This window comes from Vibrio sp. 811 (assembly GCF_033339195.1).
Window position 1 is genome coordinate 1 of sequence record NZ_JAWOUB010000031.1, and the last position, 19,641, is coordinate 19,641.

The 19,641-nt window shown below is 46.6% G+C and carries 17 protein-coding genes; 11 read left to right on the plus strand and 6 right to left on the minus strand.

Features of this window, described 5'->3' with window-relative positions; genetic code table 11:
- The first annotated feature begins 382 nt into the window (after window positions 1-382).
- The 6 genes from R7Q46_RS23500 to R7Q46_RS23525 all read left to right on the plus strand — a co-directional run bounded on the left by R7Q46_RS23500 (window position 383) and on the right by R7Q46_RS23525 (window position 9,342).
- Window positions 383-3,337: an ExeM/NucH family extracellular endonuclease gene (locus tag R7Q46_RS23500; protein WP_213871899.1), complete on the plus strand. Its 2,955-nt coding sequence runs from the start codon at window positions 383-385 to the stop codon at window positions 3,335-3,337.
- Between the two features lie 189 nt (window positions 3,338-3,526).
- The gene (locus R7Q46_RS23505; RefSeq protein WP_053303043.1) at window positions 3,527-4,114 is read left to right on the plus strand and encodes an aminodeoxychorismate/anthranilate synthase component II; all 588 of its coding nucleotides are present in this window, start codon (window positions 3,527-3,529) and stop codon (window positions 4,112-4,114) included.
- 361 nt (window positions 4,115-4,475) lie between these two features.
- On the plus strand, window positions 4,476-5,687 hold the full coding sequence (locus R7Q46_RS23510) for an aspartate aminotransferase family protein (RefSeq protein WP_005381420.1): 1,212 nt from the start codon (window positions 4,476-4,478) through the stop codon (window positions 5,685-5,687).
- A gap of 109 nt (window positions 5,688-5,796) precedes the next feature.
- Window positions 5,797-6,816: an arginine N-succinyltransferase gene (astA, locus tag R7Q46_RS23515; RefSeq protein ID WP_005381422.1), complete on the plus strand. Its 1,020-nt coding sequence runs from the start codon at window positions 5,797-5,799 to the stop codon at window positions 6,814-6,816.
- 28 nt (window positions 6,817-6,844) lie between these two features.
- Complete coding sequence (astD, locus tag R7Q46_RS23520) at window positions 6,845-8,302, plus strand: succinylglutamate-semialdehyde dehydrogenase (protein WP_213871897.1); 1,458 nt, start codon at window positions 6,845-6,847, stop codon at window positions 8,300-8,302.
- 248 nt (window positions 8,303-8,550) lie between these two features.
- Window positions 8,551-9,342 carry a DUF1338 domain-containing protein gene (locus tag R7Q46_RS23525; RefSeq protein WP_137282411.1) on the plus strand — a complete coding sequence of 264 codons (792 nt, stop codon included), beginning with the start codon at window positions 8,551-8,553 and terminating at the stop codon, window positions 9,340-9,342.
- Between the two features lie 136 nt (window positions 9,343-9,478).
- Here R7Q46_RS23525 and crp read toward each other — a convergent pair whose 3' ends face one another.
- From crp to R7Q46_RS23555, 6 genes are all read right to left on the minus strand, one after another.
- Window positions 9,479-10,111, minus strand: coding sequence for a cAMP-activated global transcriptional regulator CRP (gene crp / locus R7Q46_RS23530; protein ID WP_005381432.1), 633 nt, complete (start codon window positions 10,109-10,111; stop codon window positions 9,479-9,481).
- Window positions 10,112-10,351: 240 nt separating this feature from the next.
- Window positions 10,352-11,221 carry a phosphoribulokinase gene (locus R7Q46_RS23535; protein WP_005381434.1) on the minus strand — a complete coding sequence of 290 codons (870 nt, stop codon included), beginning with the start codon at window positions 11,219-11,221 and terminating at the stop codon, window positions 10,352-10,354.
- Between the two features lie 125 nt (window positions 11,222-11,346).
- Window positions 11,347-11,559, minus strand: a complete 213-nt coding sequence (locus R7Q46_RS23540; RefSeq protein WP_318077817.1) for a YheU family protein — start codon at window positions 11,557-11,559, stop codon at window positions 11,347-11,349.
- 34 nt (window positions 11,560-11,593) lie between these two features.
- Window positions 11,594-12,601 (minus strand): hydrolase, encoded by a 1,008-nt coding sequence (locus R7Q46_RS23545; RefSeq protein WP_033907159.1) that lies wholly within the window; start codon window positions 12,599-12,601, stop codon window positions 11,594-11,596.
- Window positions 12,602-12,688: 87 nt separating this feature from the next.
- Entirely contained in the window at window positions 12,689-13,177 is a 489-nt protein-coding gene (locus R7Q46_RS23550) for a TIGR02444 family protein (RefSeq protein WP_005382813.1), read from the minus strand.
- Window positions 13,174-15,093 (minus strand): ABC transporter ATP-binding protein, encoded by a 1,920-nt coding sequence (locus R7Q46_RS23555; RefSeq protein WP_053307381.1) that lies wholly within the window; start codon window positions 15,091-15,093, stop codon window positions 13,174-13,176. The genes R7Q46_RS23550 and R7Q46_RS23555 overlap by 4 nt, the downstream gene beginning before the upstream one ends.
- Window positions 15,094-15,302: 209 nt before the next feature.
- Here R7Q46_RS23555 and kefG point away from each other — a divergent pair, with 209 nt between their 5' ends.
- The 5 genes from kefG to R7Q46_RS23580 all read left to right on the plus strand — a co-directional run bounded on the left by kefG (window position 15,303) and on the right by R7Q46_RS23580 (window position 19,627).
- Complete coding sequence (gene kefG, locus R7Q46_RS23560) at window positions 15,303-15,896, plus strand: glutathione-regulated potassium-efflux system ancillary protein KefG (RefSeq protein ID WP_005381444.1); 594 nt, start codon at window positions 15,303-15,305, stop codon at window positions 15,894-15,896.
- Window positions 15,880-17,676 (plus strand): glutathione-regulated potassium-efflux system protein KefB, encoded by a 1,797-nt coding sequence (gene kefB / locus R7Q46_RS23565; protein WP_318077818.1) that lies wholly within the window; start codon window positions 15,880-15,882, stop codon window positions 17,674-17,676. Before kefG ends, kefB begins: the two co-directional genes overlap by 17 nt.
- Before the next feature lie 33 nt (window positions 17,677-17,709).
- Window positions 17,710-17,910: a YheV family putative zinc ribbon protein gene (locus R7Q46_RS23570; RefSeq protein WP_005381449.1), complete on the plus strand. Its 201-nt coding sequence runs from the start codon at window positions 17,710-17,712 to the stop codon at window positions 17,908-17,910.
- A gap of 92 nt (window positions 17,911-18,002) precedes the next feature.
- Window positions 18,003-18,554: a peptidylprolyl isomerase gene (gene slyD, locus R7Q46_RS23575; RefSeq protein ID WP_005381451.1), complete on the plus strand. Its 552-nt coding sequence runs from the start codon at window positions 18,003-18,005 to the stop codon at window positions 18,552-18,554.
- A gap of 131 nt (window positions 18,555-18,685) precedes the next feature.
- On the plus strand, window positions 18,686-19,627 hold the full coding sequence (locus R7Q46_RS23580; protein WP_064377072.1) for an isoaspartyl peptidase/L-asparaginase family protein: 942 nt from the start codon (window positions 18,686-18,688) through the stop codon (window positions 19,625-19,627).
- Window positions 19,628-19,641: the final 14 nt, after the last annotated feature.

Below are 19,641 nucleotides of genomic sequence, written 5' to 3' on the forward strand. Positions count from 1 at the left end.
GGCGCTGGACTAAACAAAGGCCCCCTTTTAGGGGGCTCACACAAAGCCACCTTCTTTAGAAGGTGGTAATTTACTTGTAACGGAACGGTTGGGTTAATAAGCAACTCAACAAGTGATGTATTTTCTACTCCTTAACATGAAGTGAAAAAGTAAACTGAGTAATCAATCTAAATTCTGACTTGTTTATCAATAGCACTCTGTATTTATTACAAAAAATGTTTGAATGGGATGCTCTGGCATATTTTCTTATATTCACATGTGATTCATTTCACGGCTTTAATTACTCATTCTTATTTATTTCATAAATAAACCTGATAGTAGACGCAAATGGCAGGCTCTAACCAGAGCTAAGTTTGCATTTACATAAATATCAGGTATGACAATGGACACGTTAATCAAACCCTCAATACTCGCATTAACCATCGCCAGTGCACTTAGTGCAAACGCGAACGCAGAGATTATTATTTCCCAATACGTAGAAGGCGGCGCTTATAATAAAGCGGTAGAGATCGCTAATACGGGTGATACTGCGGTGACACTCACTGGCTACGAGTTGGCGAAATCATCAAACGGTGGTGGTACTTGGGGCAGCACATTCGACCTTAGCCAAGTGACGATACAAGCTAACCAAGTGTATGTACTGGCGCATGGTGACGCGAGCGATGCCATCAAAGCTGTCGCCGATATCACAGATAAAAGCGTTGCGAACTTTAACGGTGACGACCCGATCGCACTGCTTAAAGATGGTGAAGTGCACGACATCATCGGTATGATGGGTGACGTAGATTTTGGTAAAGACACCACATTAGTTCGTAACAGTGATGCACTAACCCCTTCTGCTACTTATGATGCATCTCAGTGGACGGCATTTGAGAAAGACAACATTGACGGCCTTGGTGAGCTAAATGCGACTGAGCCACCAGCACCATTCGCTTGTGAAGTCGACGGTCAGCAACCTAACTTCACTACCATCCAAGATATTCAAGGTGAAGGCGATACGTCTCCATTCATTGATGGTTACCCATACATTACTGACGAAGATCATTTCGTAACGGGTGTCGTGACTGCTGTTACCACTGGCCTAACCAAAGGTTTCTACCTACAAGCATTAGAAAGCGACAACAACGACAAGACCTCAGAAGGCTTGTTCATCCATACTGACGCGGCAGACACGGCGCTGAAAGCTGGTGACGTTGTTTGTGTGAAAGGTAAAGTTCAAGAGTATTACAGCAATACTCAGCTTGCTTCTGATGCTAACAGCTATGTGAAAACAGGCACCTCTGAAACCTCTCGAGTTACCGATCTTGTTATCAAAGAAGGTGAGACACTACGTGATGCGCTAGAGCGTCATGAAGGGATGCAAGTTGAGTTGACCTCGGCAACTGACTTGTTTGTAACTCGCAACTTCTCTTACGACTACGATTCACGTCGTAACAATATGATGCTCTCTCATGAAGCGCCATTGTTAAAGCCGACTCAATTACACGCGGCAGAGAGCGATGCAGCCGTTGAGCTAGCAAAAGACAACGCAGCAAACCGCGTATACCTAGAATCAGATGGCAAAGCACCAAACGGCCAAATCCCATACTACCCAGATTTTGCTAAAGATGCAGACCAAGATGGCTCTTCAGAGCAGCACATTCGCCTTGGTTCTCGAGTAGAAGGTCTTCAGGGTGTCGTGGCTTACAGCTACAACGAATACCGCCTGATTGCGACCAATGAAGTCGATAACACCAACTTTGTGACTTCAGGTGAAGGCTTCGATGTGGCTCGTAAAGATGCCCCAGCGATTGCGGACTCAGATTTGCGTATTGCAAGCTTCAACGTACTGAACTACTTCAACTCCGTGGCTGACAGTGGTCATGAAAACCCAACCGGACAAAACCGTGGTGCGACTAACCTAGATGAGTTCCTGATCCAACAAGCGAAAATCGTTGCGGCGATGAACAAGATGGACGCTGACATCATTGGTTTGATGGAAGTGGAAAACAACGGCTTTGGTGATGGCAGTGCTATCCAAAACTTAGTTGATGCCCTAAATGCTGAGATTGATGACGCTGAAGATCATTACACGTATGTCGAAATCGAAGAGCAAGACAAATACCAAGACGAATACTTTGGCAGTGATGCGATCATGGTGGCGATTTTATATCGTGCTAACGCAGTAACGCCAAAAGACGCTGCAAAAGTGATCATCACGCCAGAGCAGCACATTGCAGAAAACACAATTACTCGTAAAGAGGGCACAGAAAGTAACCCTGCTTACGATAAGTACCAACGCCACAGTCTACTTCAGACCTTTACGGTGAAAGAGACGGGTGAAGATTTGTCTATTGTCGTAAACCACTTTAAGTCGAAAGGCTCTGAGTGTATTGAAGAGTGGATTGCTGGTGTAGAAGATTCTGAGCCAGCGGATCTGCAAGGCAACTGTAACAACTTCCGCGTTTCTGCTGCGCACGCAGTGGGTGAAGCGTTAAAAGAGGTGAAAGGCGATGTATTGCTCATGGGCGACCTCAATGCTTATGGCATGGAAGACCCACTTCTGACACTGACTGATTACTCGAAAGAGAAATACGGCCGTGACATTTATACTGCTGCTTACACAACCATTGGTGATGGTGAACTTCAAGTAGAGAAGACCAAAATTGAAAAAGGTTACGGTCTGCACAACTTAAACACGTTGCTGCACGGCACTGATACGTTTTCTTACACCTATTCGGGCGAGCTGGGTAATTTGGACCACGCATTGGCAAGCAGCAGCCTAGCGCAAAAAGTGGTAGCAATTGAAGATTGGCACATCAACTCACTAGAGAGTAACTTGTTCGAATACAGCAGCAAGTACACAGGTGATATGCCGAAGTACAAAGATGCGTTCTCTGCCTCTGACCACGATCCAGTGATCATCGCGATTGATTTACCAGATGATGACATCGATTTACCGAAAGCAGGTGACAACTTAGCCGTCGATGTCCGTTTACCACCAACGGCGGTTGTGGGCGATATTGTTACGGTGAACTTAACGCCATCCACACAAGCGGCTGCGGCAAGCAGCGATACGAAAGCTTACTCGGCTAGCCAAACTTTAGTTCAAGCTGATATTGATGCGCGTAGCGTGAATATTGAGTTTGAACAAACGCCAGAGCAAGGTAATTATCAGTTAGAAGAGAAAGTGACTGACTCGACAGGTAATATCGTGAAGTTTAGCTCTGTTCGTGATGTTTCAATGACGCAAACTGAAGCTGGAACAGAAGGGTCGAAGGATTCAGATGGTGGTTCGTTTGGTTTTGGTGCTCTATTTGCGCTGCTAGGTCTCGGCTTATTCCGTCGTCGCCGCTAAGCGAATTTACTTCCTGACAAACAGTTCCTAAATAGCTGTAAAGACCAAAGGCCAGCCTATGCTGGCCTTTTTATTCAGCAAAAACTTGCCTTTCTTGCTTGGTATAGCAAAATACCGCCCTTGATTGTCACGAACGTGGCGATTCACTACGTACGCATTGCCAAAACGGATTGGAGCAACCGACCCTTTATGTTGTTGATCATCGATAACTACGACTCTTTTACCTACAACCTTTACCAATACTTCTGCGAGCTTGGTGCAGACGTAAAGGTGGTGCGTAACGATGAAATCGATATCCAAGGCATTGAGGCGCTCAACCCAACTCATTTGGTGATCTCGCCAGGGCCATGTACGCCGAACGAAGCAGGTATTTCACTGAAAGCGATAGAACACTTCGCTGGTAAGCTTCCAATATTGGGTGTTTGCCTTGGTCACCAAGCGATAGCGCAAGTGTTTGGGGGCGAAGTGGTACGTGCACGACAAGTGATGCACGGTAAGACCTCACCGATTCGTCATAACGGTCGTAGTGTGTTTAAAAATCTGAATAACCCACTCACGGTAACCCGTTATCACTCTCTTGTGGTGAAAAACGGTACTTTACCCGACGTGTTTGAACTGACTGCATGGACAGAACTGCCTGACGGAAGCATGGATGAAATAATGGGTTACCAACATAAAACCTTGCCAATTGATGCGGTGCAGTTCCACCCAGAATCAATCAAAACTGAGCAAGGTCACGAGTTGCTTGCGAACTTTTTAGCACGCAAAGCGATCTGATCGCGATCACTTTTCTTAACAAATCATTCATCTTTTTGCTGAGGTGAGCGGATTGCAAAACTATGCGATTCTCTCGAGTCTCTTTGTCTATTCATGTCTTTTTAAACCTTCTATCCCCTGTATTACATAACATTTATAAAAAATCACTTCTCTATTTTACTTTCTTGATGCATAAATAGTCATAAGCAGTGATTAATGGAAGTTGCTTTCGAGAACGAAAAGAATAAATCACTATTGAAATGGTTAATTAAATGTAAATACAATGCCGCAATAGCTTAAATGCAAAACATTATTTGCTGGCAAAGAGAGCCGGTTAAATTCGCTTATCTGCTACGCATGCGGTATCAAGAAGGAATGTGCAATGACAACGGAAATTAAAGTAGAGCGCGGTTTATTCGATGAGGTAATGGTACCTTGCTATAACCCGATGGAAATGATCCCTGTTAAAGGTGAAGGTTCACGTGTTTGGGATCAGGAAGGTAATGAATACATCGACTTTGCTGGTGGTATTGCAGTGAGCTGTCTTGGCCATTGTCATCCAGTAATGGTAAACGCACTAACAGAGCAAGCTAACAAGCTTTGGCACTTAAGTAACGTTATGACGAACGAACCAGCCCTTCGTCTGGCGAAAAAGCTAACAGAAGTGAGTTTTGCTGAGCGAGTGTTCTTTGCTAACTCTGGCGCAGAAGCAAACGAAGCCGCTTTGAAGCTGGCACGTCGTTATGCAGCAGACGTTCATGGCACTGAGAAGTCTGAAATCATTGCATTCAAACAAGGTTTCCACGGTCGTACATTCTTTACCGTAACGGTTGGTGGCCAAGCGGCATACTCTGACGGCTTCGGTCCTAAGCCAGGCGACGTGACACACCTTCCTTACAACGATATCGAAGCTTTACAAGCGCACATGTCTGATCGTACTTGTGCGGTTATGATGGAGCCACTACAAGGTGAAGGCGGCATCGTGCCACCAACGCCTGAGTTCGCTCAAGCGGTTCGCGAGCTGTGTGACAAACACAACGCCTTACTGATCTTCGATGAAGTGCAAACTGGTAATGGCCGTACAGGTAACTTCTACGCTTACCAAGGTTTAGGTATCACGCCAGATATTCTAAGTACTGCGAAATCACTTGGTGGCGGTTTCCCAATCGGTGCAATGCTAACGACAGCAAAATTGGCAGAGCACATGAAAGTGGGCACTCACGGTTCTACATATGGCGGTAACCCACTAGCGTGTGCGGTTGCAGAAGCGGTTGTAAATGAAGTTACCAAGCCAGAGGTGTTGGCTGGTGTGCTAGAACGCGAAGCAATGTTCCGTGAAGGTCTAGAGAAGATCAACGCGAAGTACAACATCTTCTCAGAAGTGCGCGGTCAAGGCCTATTACTTGGCGCCGCACTAAATGAAGAATGGCAAGGCCGTGCGCGTGACGTGCTGGTTGCTGCAGGTAAACAAGGTCTCATGGTATTGGTTGCGGGTGCCAATGTCGTACGTTTCACACCATCACTCGTTATCACACAACAAGAAATTGAAGAAGGCTTGGCGAAACTGGATAAAGCGATCGCGACTTTAGTTTAAGCGCGATATCAGTTTAAACGTCAACGCAGACACCCCCGTCAAGGATCTCTGATGGGGGCATTGTTCCTACAATATAGTTAGGATCTTCTTGCATCTGGAGGGAGTATTGATGCTAGTAGTTCGCCCTATCGCGATGTCGGATTACGACGCACTGCACACTTGTGCGGTGGAGTCTGGTCACGGATTTACATCTCTACCGGTTAACGAAGAACTGTTAACCAATCGAATCAAACATTCAGAGTACAGCTTTGGTAAGCCAGATGTGGCAGAACCAGGCGATGAAGGCTACCTGATGGTTGGCTTTGACTCTGAAACGGGTGAGGTTGCGGGTACCACCGGAATCGAAGCATCTATCGGCTGGGATGTCCCATTTTACTCATATCACATTAGTAAAGTTGTGCACTCGTCGCCAAAGCTTGGCGTTAACAACGTCGTTAAACTGCTTACTTTTGGTAATAACTACACGGGTAACAGCGAAATTTGTACCTTGTTCTTGCGTGAGAAATTCCGCCAAGGTCTGAATGGTCGTCTAATGTCGAAGTGTCGTTTCCTAATGATGGCAGAGCACCCAGAGCGCTTCTCTGAAACGATCTTTGCGGAGATGCGTGGCGTTTCAGACGACGAGGGTAATTCACCATTCTGGCAATGGCTTCAAGAGCATTTCTTCTCTATCGATTTCACGCTTGCAGATTACCTGACAGGTATCGGCAAGAAAGGCTTTATCGCCGACTTGATGCCGAAACTGCCTATTTACATCAACCTGCTCAGCCCAGAAGCGCAAGCCGTGATTGGTCAAGTACATGACAACACGCGTCCAGCGCTGAAGCTGCTTGAGCGTGAAGGTTTTACCAACCGAGGCTACGTCGACATCTTCGATGGTGGCCCAACGGTTGAGTGTGATCTGCGTAATATTGAGTCGGTACGTCATTCATTCCGCGCGCAAGTCAAAATCTCTGAACATTCCAGCACACAAGACTTCTTGATGTGTAATTCATCTTTCGAGAACTTCCGTGCGACAGTCACTAAAGCGGCGTATGACGCAGAAACACAAAGCGTGATGATTGCACCAGACGTTGCGGATGCACTTTCGGTTGAAGAAGGGGATTTCGTCCGCCTTCTTCCGCAGTAACAGACGACAGAATTTAAGGATAGAAACAATGACACATTGGATTGCAGGTGAATGGGTACAAGGTCAGGGTGAAGCATTTACGTCTCTGTCGCCGTACAACCAAGAAGTGTTCTGGCAAGGCAAAGGTGCAACGGCAGAGCAGGTGAACCAGGCGGTATCTGCAGCGCGTGAAGCGTTTATTGACTGGAAAAAGCGTCCATTTTCAGAGCGTGAGGCAATCGTGTTGGCTTTTGCGGAGAAAGTAAAAGAGAACAGCGAAAAAATCGCCGAAGTGATTGCCAAAGAAACCGGTAAGCCGATTTGGGAAACGCGCACTGAAGCAGCAGCCATGGCAGGTAAAATTGCCATTTCGATTCGCGCTTATCATGACCGCACTGGTGAGGCGAGCCGTGAATCAGCAGGCAACCAAATCGTATTGCGCCACCGCCCATTGGGCGTGATGGCGGTGTTTGGTCCTTACAACTTCCCAGGCCACCTACCAAATGGTCACATTGTGCCTGCGCTACTGGCTGGTAACACGGTAGTCTTCAAACCGTCTGAGCAAACGCCATGGACGGGTGAATTGGCAATGAAGCTATGGGAAGAAGCCGGTCTGCCGAAAGGCGTGATTAACCTTGTTCAAGGCGCGAAAGAAACTGGTATCGCCCTAGCTGACGCAAAAGGCATTGATGGCGTACTGTTTACGGGTAGCGCGAATACGGGGCATGTATTACACCGTCAATTTGCGGGTCAACCGGGCAAGATGCTCGCACTAGAAATGGGTGGTAATAACCCTATGGTGATCTCTGATAAATATGGTGATTTGGATGCCACGGTTTATACCATCATCCAGTCAGCGTTTATCAGTGCTGGGCAGCGTTGTACGTGTGCTCGTCGTTTGTATGTACCATTGGGTGAAAAAGGCGATGCGCTTATCACCAAGCTCGTCGAAGCGACACGCAATATTCGCGTAGACCAACCATTTGCAGAACCTGCGCCATTTATGGGACCGCAAATTTCGGTCGCGGCAGCCAAGTTTATTCTTGATGCACAAGCTAATCTACAGTCTCTTGGCGGTGAAAGCTTGATTGAAGCGAAAGCTGGAGAGGCGGCGTTTGTTTCTCCAGGCATCATTGATGTAACGAACATTGCTGAGTTACCAGATGAAGAATACTTCGGCCCACTTCTGCAAGTGGTGCGTTACGAAGGGTTAGACAAAGCCGTGGCGCTAGCAAACGATACGCGCTTTGGCTTATCTGCTGGTTTGGTCTCAACCGACGACCAAGAATGGGAATACTTCGTTGACCACATTCGTGCAGGTATCGTGAACCGTAACCGCCAGCTCACTGGTGCAAGCGGTGATGCGCCATTTGGTGGTCCGGGGGCGTCGGGTAACTTGCGCCCAAGCGCTTACTACGCAGCAGATTACTGTGCGTACCCAATGGCATCAATGGAAGGTCAAGAAACTGTCTTGCCTGCAACATTGAGTCCAGGTGTAGCGCTATAAGTTTTTATTATAGAGTCGCAACTATGCATTGCGGCTCACCCTGCCGGCGCATCATTTAGGTATGGGTTGTAGTGATCGTTGGCAGAACACGAAAAGTGAGCAAAGACTCGGAAAAGCGTGTTGACTGACTGGCATTTACCGTCACAGGTTGATGGTTGCTCGTTCATTATTCTGGACAACTCTTGTGGTGAACGAGCAGCCAACTTCCGCTTACCTTTAAACTCTACATCTCGTAACAAGGAGTCGTTATGACGCCCGATGTGTTATTTGAATCGCTATGGCAAGATTACATTCAACGTCTTTGCCCTTCGGCTGCTAAAGTGCATCAGCTGCTTCAAGAAGATGAGCCTCTGATTAATGATCATATAGCTTTACGTACCTTCAATATCGCGCCTCTTGGTATTGAAACTCTAGCTAAGCCATTTGTAGCTATTGGTTACAAGGCGTGTGGTGATTACGTTTTCGAAAGCAAAAAGCTGGTTGCTAAGCACTATGAGCACCCAGATCCGAAGCAACCTAAAGTATTTATTAGTGAGCTAAAAGTTGAAGAGTGCTCGTCTGAGCTACAAGAGATTGTGAAAAATTTGGTGGCACAAGTCGATGCTGACAAGCTGAACGATAGCGCATTCTTACATGGTGGACGCTTGTGGGATTTAAGCTTTGCTGATTACCAAACGTTGGCTAAAGAAAGTGAGTACGCATCTTGGCTTGCGGCGCATGGTTACGGAGCAAACCACTTCACGGTGAGCGTTAACCAGCTCAATGAATATGAAGAAGTGAAGCAGGTAAACAATCATCTGCGTACCGCTGGGTTTACCATTAATGAAAATGGTGGTGAAGTGAAGGGCACTCCTGAGGTGTTGCTAGAGCAGTCATCGACCATGGCAGATAAAGTAGCGGTTCGTTTTAGCGAAGGCACTGAAATTATCCCTGGCGGGTTTTATGAATTTGCTAAGCGCTATCCGATGGAAAATGGTGATTTGTACCCAGGTTTCGTGGCCGCTTCAGCTGACAAAATCTTTGAAAGCACGAATGGCTAAGTTTTAGGGTTAACCTGTTAAGCTTACTCATTAGTGTTCGCTGCACCCTATCTCATTTGGTCATGAGTAAATAAAAAGCCACCAATGTTGCCATTGGTGGCTTTTATAATTTTGTTCGTGTCACTCTAGTTCGAGATTAACGAGTACCGTAAACCACGATGGTTTTACCGTGAGCAGAGATTAGGTTCTGCTCTTCTAGCATCTTCAAAATACGACCTACTGTCTCACGAGAACAGCCAACAATTTGACCGATTTCTTGACGAGTGATCTTGATTTGCATGCCGTCTGGATGAGTCATTGCGTCTGGTTGTTTTGCAAGGTTCAGAAGCGTCTGAGCGATACGACCAGTTACGTCTAGGAACGCCAGGTCACCCACTTTTTGGCTAGTTACTTGAAGACGACGAGCCATCTGCGCAGAAAGACGCATTAGGATGTCTGGGTTTACTTGGATAAGCTGACGGAACTTCTTGAAAGAAATTTCAGCAACTTCACAAGGAGATTTAGCACGAACCCAAGCTGTGCGCTCTTGGTCTTCCTCGAATAGACCAAGTTCACCAATAAAGTCTCCTTGGTTTAGGTAAGAAAGGATCATCTCCTTACCTTCTTCGTCTTTGATAAGAACCGCAACAGAACCTTTAACGATGTAGTACAAAGTTTCTGCCTTTTCGCCCGCGTGAATTAGCGTGCTCTTTGAAGGGTACTTATGAATATGACAGTGTGAAAGAAACCACTCTAATGTTGGGTCGGTTTGAGGTTTACCTAGAACCATAATATCTCACTTCCTCTGCAGGGTACGCTTGCGCTATCCATATTTTAGCTAAGCCTGAATTAGGCCTACTAGAATAAGAGCACTTTTTATATGCTGCAAGCTCTCTTGTGTTTCGGTAAGAAATAGTATCCTTTTTCGAAAACGATTTCTTGATTTTAATCGTGCCATGATTGAGATTTTGTAAGCAAAACTGTGCACATGATCACGGTATGAAAAGTAAACATCTTCGCAGGCAGGTTTTTAGCCAATTTTCCCTGTTTCGATGAGCTGTTGTAGGATAGGCCGAACTATGAGCTCCATTGCAAAGCTCATCTTACCGCCGGGCACGACAATCGTGTTGTGGCGTGACATGAATGAGCCATCAATCATGGCCAGCAGATATGGGAAGTCGACATTCTTGATACCGCGTAGGCGAATCACCACAAAACTCTCATCCAAACTAGGGATGCCTTTTGCATTAAGTGGGTTGGAAGTATCAACGGTCGGTACGCGCTGGAAGTTGATGTGAGTACGAGAAAACTGCGGAGTGATATAGTTGAGGTAATCGTCCATGGATCGCACGATTGAGTCCATTACCGCTTCACGCGAATGGCCGCGATCGCGAGTGTCACGTACGAATTTTTGGATCCACTCTAAGTTCACAATCGGCACCATGCCAATTAAGAAATCCACATGTTGAGCAACATTAACATCGCCATCGACCACGCCACCATGTAACCCTTCATAAAACAGCACGTCGCTGTTTTCGGGTAAGTCTTGCCACGGTGTAAACGTGCCTGGCATTTGATTGTAGGGAACCGCTTCGTCAAACGTGTGCAGATAACGGCGCACGCTGCCAGTACCATCATGCCCGAACTTACGGAAAAACTCTTCTAATCCCGGGAAGTCATTAGCTTGTGGGCCAAAGTAGCTAATGTGTCGACCTTGCTCGCGGGCTTTGCGAATTTCGATGTCCATTTCTGGGCGAGTAAAGCGATGGAAGCTATCGCCTTCAACCCATGCGGGTTTAACGTTCATCATATTGAACATTTTACGGAAGGCTTCAGATGTAGTGGTCGTGCCGGCACCGGACGAACCAGTAACCGCAATAATTGGGTGTTTAGCTGACATGACAAACCTTGTCGAAAATTACTTACCTGTAATGTGCAGTAGAGTTACTACTGCACGGTCGATATCCCACTATAGCACGTAACAATACCTTGTCATCGAGTGGGATACGGTAAAATGTGAAGGGTCTAAAATTTTGTTTTATGTTGAATATCGACGGTTTCGTGTAGCTCAGAGAACACGATAACCGCTTCACCTTTTTCCAATTGAGCTTTAACTTGATCAATTTTGTTTTGCAAAGAAACCTCGACGGTTCCGTAATCCGTTCCTTCGCGTAAGACGAATTCACGAATTAAGTTTTCCAATGTTTCCGGCGCAATGTCTTGCCATGGAATGATCATAAATACCTCATAACTTTTATGATGAGCGGCTAGTTTACTGCGTTCGTTGCTTGGATACAGCAGAAAGGTAATCTGCGGCGATACTTTCGTAATACGCGGGCAGCGCTTCCTCCAACCAAAACTTAGGTTTTAACGCCGTTCCTGTTAGGAAGCCAACATGGCCACCGTGTTCAAAGAGACGGTAATCAATGTTATCTGGCAAAACAAACTTCGGTATCACATCATCGGTCATGAACGGATCGTCTTTGGCATGGATGATCAGTGTGGGTAGCGTGATTTGCTGTAGTTTACTTAAGCCAGAACATTGATCGTAATAATCTTGTGCGTCTTTAAAACCGTGCAGTGGTGCCGTGATCAAATCATCGAATTCATACAATCTTGTGACACGTTTTATTGAGTTGTAGGACAGCGCAAGCTCGCCGTGCAATAGATGATGCTTTTGTAACGCGTTACGTTTCAGTGAAGAAAGCAGATAACGGCGATACACTTTCGAAAAGCCTTGTTCAATACGGTTCGCACACGCCGCTAGGTCTAAAGGCGCTGAGATAATAGTCGCTGCATTCAAAATAGGGTGGTCTTTATATTGGGCTAAATAATTCGCCAACATGTTACCGCCAAGAGAAATACCAACTGCAACTTTGGGATTATCAGGAAAACGTTGTTCAAGGTGCTCTAGGAAGTAACGAGCATCCGTCACTTCACCCGAGTGGTAAGCTCGTGCTTTTTTGTTTGGTTTACCGCTGCAGCCACGAAAATGCATCATCACCGACAGCCATCCAGATTGAGCAAATGCATTCATTAGCCCATTGGCATAAGGGCTATAGAAGCACCCCTCTAACCCATGAAATAAAACAAAAATCGGCTTTTTTTGTGCAGGCTCTTGGGTTGGGTCCTCGCTCCACGCGAGATCGAGAAAGTCGCCATCGGATGTATCGAGGGTTTGCCAAATCGGCGTAAACAACGCTTTTTTGCGAATAAAACGCGGCAAAAGCGTTTGGAGATGCGGGTTTTTGATCCCGGCGGCTGCGAAAAATTGTGTCATACCTAACTGCTCTTATGCGGTCCTTCGGTGTCCGTTGAAGAACTTATTAATATAATCCTTTATAAAGATTATAGGTATTCTACAGATTTATGGGCGTTTTGGTGGTTGAATGTTTGGCACCGGCATAGCAAAGGCTTGCTGCAAATGCTCCCCACCGAGTTGACGACAGTATCTCAACGTCAGTGGGTCACCATCATTTTTGAGTAGTGCAAGTGAGTTAATGCAGTCCACCAAATCTGCTTGTTGCTGCTTTTCTAGTTGCAGCTCAAACTGCAAGGTCTCACGATACAAAGCGTCATTGACTTGAGACTTAAGGTGGCGACGAAGGTCGCGAAAGGAGTGAAGTAAAGTTTCGCTCCTACCTAGACAGTCTTGCACCAAGGGCCAGTCTTTTTCTTGGAAAATGAGTTGCTGCTCATCGAGCCATCTGAGCAGCAGGAGTAGGTTCACGTTACCGTGGTAGTTGTTTTGCAATGATAAGCACGCCTCTTTCACTTCTCGCACACCATAAAACTGCAGACTAAACTGCCAAAGGTGTTCTAGGGTGAGTGTGTATTCAGCGTGTTGATTACTCATTGATTAAACTCTAGCTCCATCTGCTCCAACGTTTCTTGAGCAGACATCCATTCCATTTCAATTTCTTCGAGCTCAGCCTTACTAGAAGCTTGAAGTGCCAGCACTTGGTTAAGTTTAGCTTTATTTTCGGCCGCATACAGTGAGTTGTCCGCCAATTGTTCTTCAGCTTCGGCCAGTGCAGCACCTAACTTATCCATTTTATTTTCTAGTTGTGTCAGCGTTTTGCGAATTGGCGCTGTCTGTTTTCGAAACTCTGCATCGCGACGTTTCTGCTCTTTTTTCGCTGCCGCGCTGTTGGCGCTATCTTTGGCTGGCTGTGCGGCTTGTGCTTCTTTGCGTTCCGCTCTTTGTTGCTCAGTTAACCACTTGTAGTAGTCGTTTAAGTCACCATCGAACGGAGCAACTTGTCGATCATGCACTAAATACAAGTCATCGGTCGTAGCACGCAATAGGTAACGGTCGTGCGAAACAATCACCATTGCACCTTCGAACGTTTGCAGTGCCATCGTCAATGCCTGACGCATGTCCAAATCCAAGTGGTTGGTTGGTTCATCAAGTAGCAACAGGTTTGGCTTTTGCCACACAATTAAGGCCAGCACTAAACGGGCTTTTTCGCCACCAGAAAACGGCGCAACTTTTTCTAGTGCTTTGTCACCTTGGAAGCCAAAGCTACCTAGGTAATCACGTAGCTGCTGTTCGGTTTGATCGGGTGCGATTTGCATCATGTGTTGCAGCGGCGTTTCTTCAGGGTGAAGCGTTTCTAACTGGTGCTGAGCGAAGTAACCAATTTTCACGCCTTGTGAGTAAGTTAGGTCACCACCTTGCGCGTTAAGTTCACCAGAGAGCAGCTTGATTAAGGTCGATTTACCCGCACCATTACGGCCGAGTAGACCAATACGACTGCCAGGAACCAAGTTCAAGCGGATCTTCTCTAAGATGAGGTTGTCACCGTAACCTGCAGATACTTCATCCATCATCATGATTGGGTTTGGCAGCGCAGCTGGCTCACGGAACTGGAAGCTAAATGGGTTATCGAATTGAGCTGGCAGTACTTTTTCCATGCGCTCCAAAGCTTTGATACGGCTTTGGGCTTGGCGTGCTTTTGATGCTTTATAACGGAAGCGGTCGATGTAGCTTTGCATGTGCGACATCTGCTTCTGTTGCTTTTCAAACATCGCTTGTTGTAACACCATCTTTTGTGCGCGTTGGTTTTCGAATGACGAGTAGTTACCCGTGTATTCGTTCAGCTGCTGATTCTCGATGTGAATGATGCGACCAACAATTGGATCAAGGAAGTCTCGGTCGTGCGAGATCAGAATCAGCGTGCCAGGGTAGTTTTGTAGCCAACGCTCTAACCACATTACCGCGTCCAAATCCAAGTGGTTGGTTGGTTCGTCGAGTAGCAGTAGATCAGAACGACACAATAGCGCTTGAGCCAAGTTAAGACGCATACGCCAACCACCCGAGAATTGGGTCAAACTCCAACTCATTTGCTCTTGGCTGAACCCTAAACCATCGAGCAGTTCTGCCGCGCGAGCGCGAATGCTGTAACCACCAATGGTTTCAATTTTACCGTGTATCTCGGCAACTAGGGTTCCGTTGTCCTGCGTTTCTGCTTCTGCTAACTGCTTTTCGAGAGCGCGGTATTCGCGATCACCATCAATGACGTATTCCAGTGCAGTGCGCTCTAGCGCAGGCGTTTCCTGTGCGACCCAGGCCAACTCCCAGTGTTGAGGTTGGCTAAATGAGCCAGCATCAATTGACAGTTCATCTTTCAGTAGGGCAAACAGCGTTGATTTACCGCAGCCGTTTTTGCCCACAAGACCGACTTTATCGCCAGGGTGAATAGTCGCAGAAGCTTGGTCTAAAAGAGGTTTACCGCCACGCAGTAACTGAATATCAGAGAAGGTAATCATAAAGTTTTCATTCACTTTGCGCAGTGCGCGTTGCTTGGTTACATAGCGAAGTGGTTTCAATCGTTTTTAAAGCCACTTGGGTATATATCTAGCGGTGAATAGTAGGGGTATTGACCGGAAAAGTCGATTGATTCGCTTTAATTGCATTATGCTGTACAAAAAAGTATAACAATTTGATAACGGATAAAAATAACCACAAGGACGACCATTTGGCTGTTGCACCGTCTATTCTCCCAAAAGTTCTGGTCATTTATGCTCATCCAGAGCCACATAACTCGATTGCCAATCAAGTGATGATAAAAAAAGCTCAGTCGCTTGATCACGTCACTGTGCACGATCTTTACGGTGTTTACCCTGATTTCTTTATTGATGTGAATTACGAACATGAGTTGTTGCTCGCTCACGATGTGATCGTATTTCACCACCCACTTTATATGTATTCATGTCCAGCCCTATTAAAAGAGTGGCTAGACCGAGTGTTAGGTAAAGGCTTTGCATTTGGCGGAGGTGCGGCGCTAGAAGGAAAATACTGGCGCAGTGTCATTACAACAGGTGGTAAAGAAGAAGCCTTCAGCGCGAAGGGGTACAACAAATACCCACTTGAGCAAATCTTGCAACCGTTTGAACTGACGGCAGCCCTATGCCAAATGCACTGGATTGAACCACTGGTGTTGTATTGGTCAAGAAATGTTTCAGATATTGAACGCTACGAACATGCCGAGTTATACCGTGGATGGCTGAGTAACCCACTTGAAAACTGGCAAGCGGCAGATCGAGGAGGTCAGTATGGCGATCACCAGTGAGTTTCTTCAAAGCAGTGTGGTCTTTCTTTCGGCTGCGGTTATTGCGGTGCCGATTGCTCAGCGCCTTGGGCTTGGCTCGGTTTTAGGTTATTTACTCGCTGGTGTGTTGATTGGCCCATGGGGGCTTGGCTTAATTAGTGACGTTGATTCCATTTTGCATTTTGCCGAGCTTGGGGTTGTGTTGTTACTGTTTTTGATAGGGCTGGAATTAAACCCTAAAAAATTGTGGCAGATGCGAGGGCCGATTTTAGGTTTAGGCGGTGCGCAGGTTGTGGTCACGACCGCCGTGATTGGTAGTGTCGTCAGTATGTTTGGCGTAAGCATGCAAGTGAGTTTAGTTATCGGGATGGGGTTGGCGCTGTCCTCGACGGCGATTGCACTTAAAGTCATTGAAGAGCAAGGGCTTAATGGTACCGAAACGGGGCAATCTGGTTTTGCGGTGCTGCTCTTTCAAGATATTGCAGTGATCCCGATGCTGGCGATGTTGCCCTTGCTAGCAGGCGGGCATAGTGGTGGAAGTTGGTTGGATGTCTTCACTATTTTAGGCAGTGTGGTAGCACTGTTGATTGGTGGTCACTTTTTACTACGTCCGCTATTTCGTTTTGTCGTGATGAGCGGCGTTCGTGAGCTCTTTACCGTTGCTGCACTTTTAGTCGTGCTTGGCATTTCGGTCGTGATGCAAAAGCTCGGCCTTTCGATGGCATTGGGGACTTTTTTAGCAGGCGTTTTGCTGGCAGAGAGTGAGTATCGCCATGAGTTGGAAATCGCTATCGAGCCATTTAAAGGTCTGTTGTTGGGGTTATTCTTTATTGCGGTGGGCATGGCAGTAAACTTGGGGTTATTGGCATTACACCCTTTAGAGATTCTCGGTGCGGTGGTGGCTTTGGTCGTGGTTAAGGGTTTGGTTTTGTATGCATTGGCGAGAGCTGCCCGTGTCGGAGCCAAAGCGAGAAGCCGTATGGCTGCAATTTTGAGCCAAGGCGGTGAGTTTGCCTTTGTCATATTTACCGCGGCGAGCCAAGAGGGCATTTTGTCCAAAGAGCAAGTGGCGTTTCTGTTGGTGGTGGTCAGTCTATCCATGGTGACGACTCCTCTTTTGCTGATGGGACAAAAGAAGTGGTTTGCTCATACCCTCAATCAAGAAGAAGAGGGCATGACCACGAAAGTCGTGGATCGCCGACCACGCGTTATCATTGCAGGCTTTGGACGTTTCGGTCAGATCGTCGGACGTTTAATGTATGCCAATAAAATCAAAGTGACAGTATTAGAAAGTGATGCCAGCCAAATCCACCTATTACGTAAGTATGGTTACAAAGTGTTTTATGGCGATGCTACACAAATTGACCTATTGAGGGCTGCTGGCGCTGATAAAGCGGAAGCATTGATTATTTGTACTGATTCACCTGATGAGGTGATGGCCATCGTGGACATTTGTCGCGTGCACTTCCCGAAACTTAAGTTGTTAGCCCGAGCAAGAAGCCGTGTCGAGGCTTACCAGTTAATGAGTCATGGTGTAGAGAATTACTCTCGTGAAACATTTTTAGGGGCGCTAGATCTCGGTCGCCAAGCGCTCGTAGAACTGGGTATGCATCCTTATCAAGCAAAGCGGGCAGAAGCACATTTTCGCAAGTTGGATAATGCTATGCTTAAGGACTTATTGCCTCAACACAATGAAGATAAGAAATTAGCTCAAAGGGCGAAAGAGGCACGCAAAGAGCTAGAAGAAATATTTGGTCGTGAAATGGAGAGCGACCATCAGTCACCTAATCATTGGAAGTAGTACTTGAGCCAAGACTCAAGCTAAGGAAATAGCGTGAAAATCAAGAAACGTTTCATTGCCGGCGCTAGCTGCCCAAATTGCAGCCAGCAAGATACCCTGCGCTGGTGGATTGAAAATAACATCGAGTTAGTTGAGTGTGTCGAGTGTGAGTTTACAGAGCAGCGCAAACCACAATCTGTAGAGAAAAATAAACACTCAGATCAGGAAATGATCGGAATTTTTAAGCCGGAATAATTGAACTTCGATAATTGATCCCCATAATACACCCAGATATCTCAGTACTTAACCCCATTCAGGTTAAGTCAATTAATCTCCCTGGAGTTAGTATGAAAATTGAAAAGAACGTTGTTGCAAGCCTTGCATACAAAGTAATGATGGAAGACGGTGTCGTTGTTGATCAATCAACAGCAGAAGCACCTCTAGATTACCTTCACGGTCACAACAACCTAATCACAGGTCTTGAAAAAGAACTTGAAGGTAAAGTGGCTGGCGACAAGTTCTCAGTAACGGTAGCTCCTGAAGAAGCTTACGGTGAGCACAACGATGCGCTAGTACAGCGCGTTCCTGCGGACGTGTTCCAAGGCGTTGAGCAAATCGAAGTGGGCATGCGCTTCCTAGCTGACACTGACCAAGGTCCAATCCCTGTTGAAGTAACAGAAGTTGACGGCAACGAAGTGGTTGTTGACGGTAACCATATGTTAGCTGGTCAAACACTAACTTTCGAAGTAGAAGTTATGTCTACACGTGAAGCAACAGCAGAAGAGATCGAACACGGTCACATCCATCAAGGTGGTGGCTGTTGTGGTGGTCACGATCATGACCACGATCACGAAGAAGAAGGCGGCTGCTGTGGCGGCGGTAGCTGTGGTTCTCACTAATCATAAGCTCCTTCACTAGATAATCTAATCTAGCAAAGCTTTGAAAAGCGCAAGTTGAGTTTTCAACTTGCGCTTTTTGTTTATCTAAGGTGTAGTGCCAACCATACAAGGAATAACAGTTGGACAAAGCGATGACGAAACCTTTCTCGATTGCCATTCATGGTGGTGCGGGCACCATCTTGCGTGAACAGATGAGCGATGAGCTGCAACAATCCATCTTGGCGGATTTAGAAGCTGCGGTAAAAGCGGGACATCAAATTCTAGACACGGGCGGTGAAGCCTTAGATGCCGTCGTAGCGGCAGTGAAAGTATTGGAAGACTCTCCTAACTTTAATGCGGGTAAAGGCTCAGTGCTGACCAACAACGAAATGGTTGAAATGGACGCTTCTGTGATGGATGGGCGAAACCTTGCAGCAGGCGCGGTCGCTGGGGTTCGTCATATCAGAAACCCAATTGAACTCGCTCGTGACGTGATGCGAAACAGCAATCATGTGTTGTTGGTGGGTGAGGGCGCAGAGACGTTTGCTTTTGAGCAAGGCCATGAGTATACCGAGCAAGATTACTTCTTTACTGATCGCCGATATGAGCAGTTGCTGTCTATGCGTGAGAAAGGACTATTTGCTTTGTCGGAATCTCGTTACCCAGATGACCGTAAGCACGGTACGGTTGGTGCGGTGGCATTGGACCAACAAGGCAACTTAGCCGCTGCCACCAGTACGGGTGGCGTGACGAATAAGAAATACAACCGAGTCGGAGATTCGGCTCTGATTGGTTGTGGTACGGTGGCCGAAAATGGCGTTGTGGCAGTTTCCACTACGGGTGTCGGTGAGTTCTTTATTCGTAAACGTGTTGCGGAAGACGTTGCAGCACGTATGCGTTACTTACAAGAAGATATTCATACGGCTTGTGAACACATTATCCAAGGTGATCTCAAGCAGATGGGCGGAGAGGGCGGTTTGATTGCCATTGATGCTAAAGGTGAGATGCACTTTGCGATGAACAGTTCTGGCATGTACCGAGCAGGCATTAATACGCAAGGCGAGCTGAGCGTTAAAATCTACGCCGACGAATAGCTTCTTCTTGAGTA

Bases quoted from the DNA above. Each gene is read 5' to 3' on its own strand.
- R7Q46_RS23500 (WP_213871899.1), top strand. From the start codon at position 383: ATGGACACGTTAATCAAACCCTCAATACTCGCATTAACCATCGCCAGT.
- R7Q46_RS23505 (WP_053303043.1), top strand. From the start codon at position 3,527: ATGTTGTTGATCATCGATAACTACGACTCTTTTACCTACAACCTTTAC.
- R7Q46_RS23510 (WP_005381420.1), top strand. From the start codon at position 4,476: ATGACAACGGAAATTAAAGTAGAGCGCGGTTTATTCGATGAGGTAATG.
- astA (WP_005381422.1), top strand. From the start codon at position 5,797: ATGCTAGTAGTTCGCCCTATCGCGATGTCGGATTACGACGCACTGCAC.
- astD (WP_213871897.1), top strand. From the start codon at position 6,845: ATGACACATTGGATTGCAGGTGAATGGGTACAAGGTCAGGGTGAAGCA.
- R7Q46_RS23525 (WP_137282411.1), top strand. From the start codon at position 8,551: ATGACGCCCGATGTGTTATTTGAATCGCTATGGCAAGATTACATTCAA.
- crp (WP_005381432.1), bottom strand. From the start codon at position 10,111: ATGGTTCTAGGTAAACCTCAAACCGACCCAACATTAGAGTGGTTTCTT.
- R7Q46_RS23535 (WP_005381434.1), bottom strand. From the start codon at position 11,221: ATGTCAGCTAAACACCCAATTATTGCGGTTACTGGTTCGTCCGGTGCC.
- R7Q46_RS23540 (WP_318077817.1), bottom strand. From the start codon at position 11,559: ATGATCATTCCATGGCAAGACATTGCGCCGGAAACATTGGAAAACTTA.
- R7Q46_RS23545 (WP_033907159.1), bottom strand. From the start codon at position 12,601: ATGACACAATTTTTCGCAGCCGCCGGGATCAAAAACCCGCATCTCCAA.
- R7Q46_RS23550 (WP_005382813.1), bottom strand. From the start codon at position 13,177: ATGAGTAATCAACACGCTGAATACACACTCACCCTAGAACACCTTTGG.
- R7Q46_RS23555 (WP_053307381.1), bottom strand. From the start codon at position 15,093: ATGATTACCTTCTCTGATATTCAGTTACTGCGTGGCGGTAAACCTCTT.
- kefB (WP_318077818.1), top strand. From the start codon at position 15,880: ATGGCGATCACCAGTGAGTTTCTTCAAAGCAGTGTGGTCTTTCTTTCG.
- slyD (WP_005381451.1), top strand. From the start codon at position 18,003: ATGAAAATTGAAAAGAACGTTGTTGCAAGCCTTGCATACAAAGTAATG.
- R7Q46_RS23580 (WP_064377072.1), top strand. From the start codon at position 18,686: ATGACGAAACCTTTCTCGATTGCCATTCATGGTGGTGCGGGCACCATC.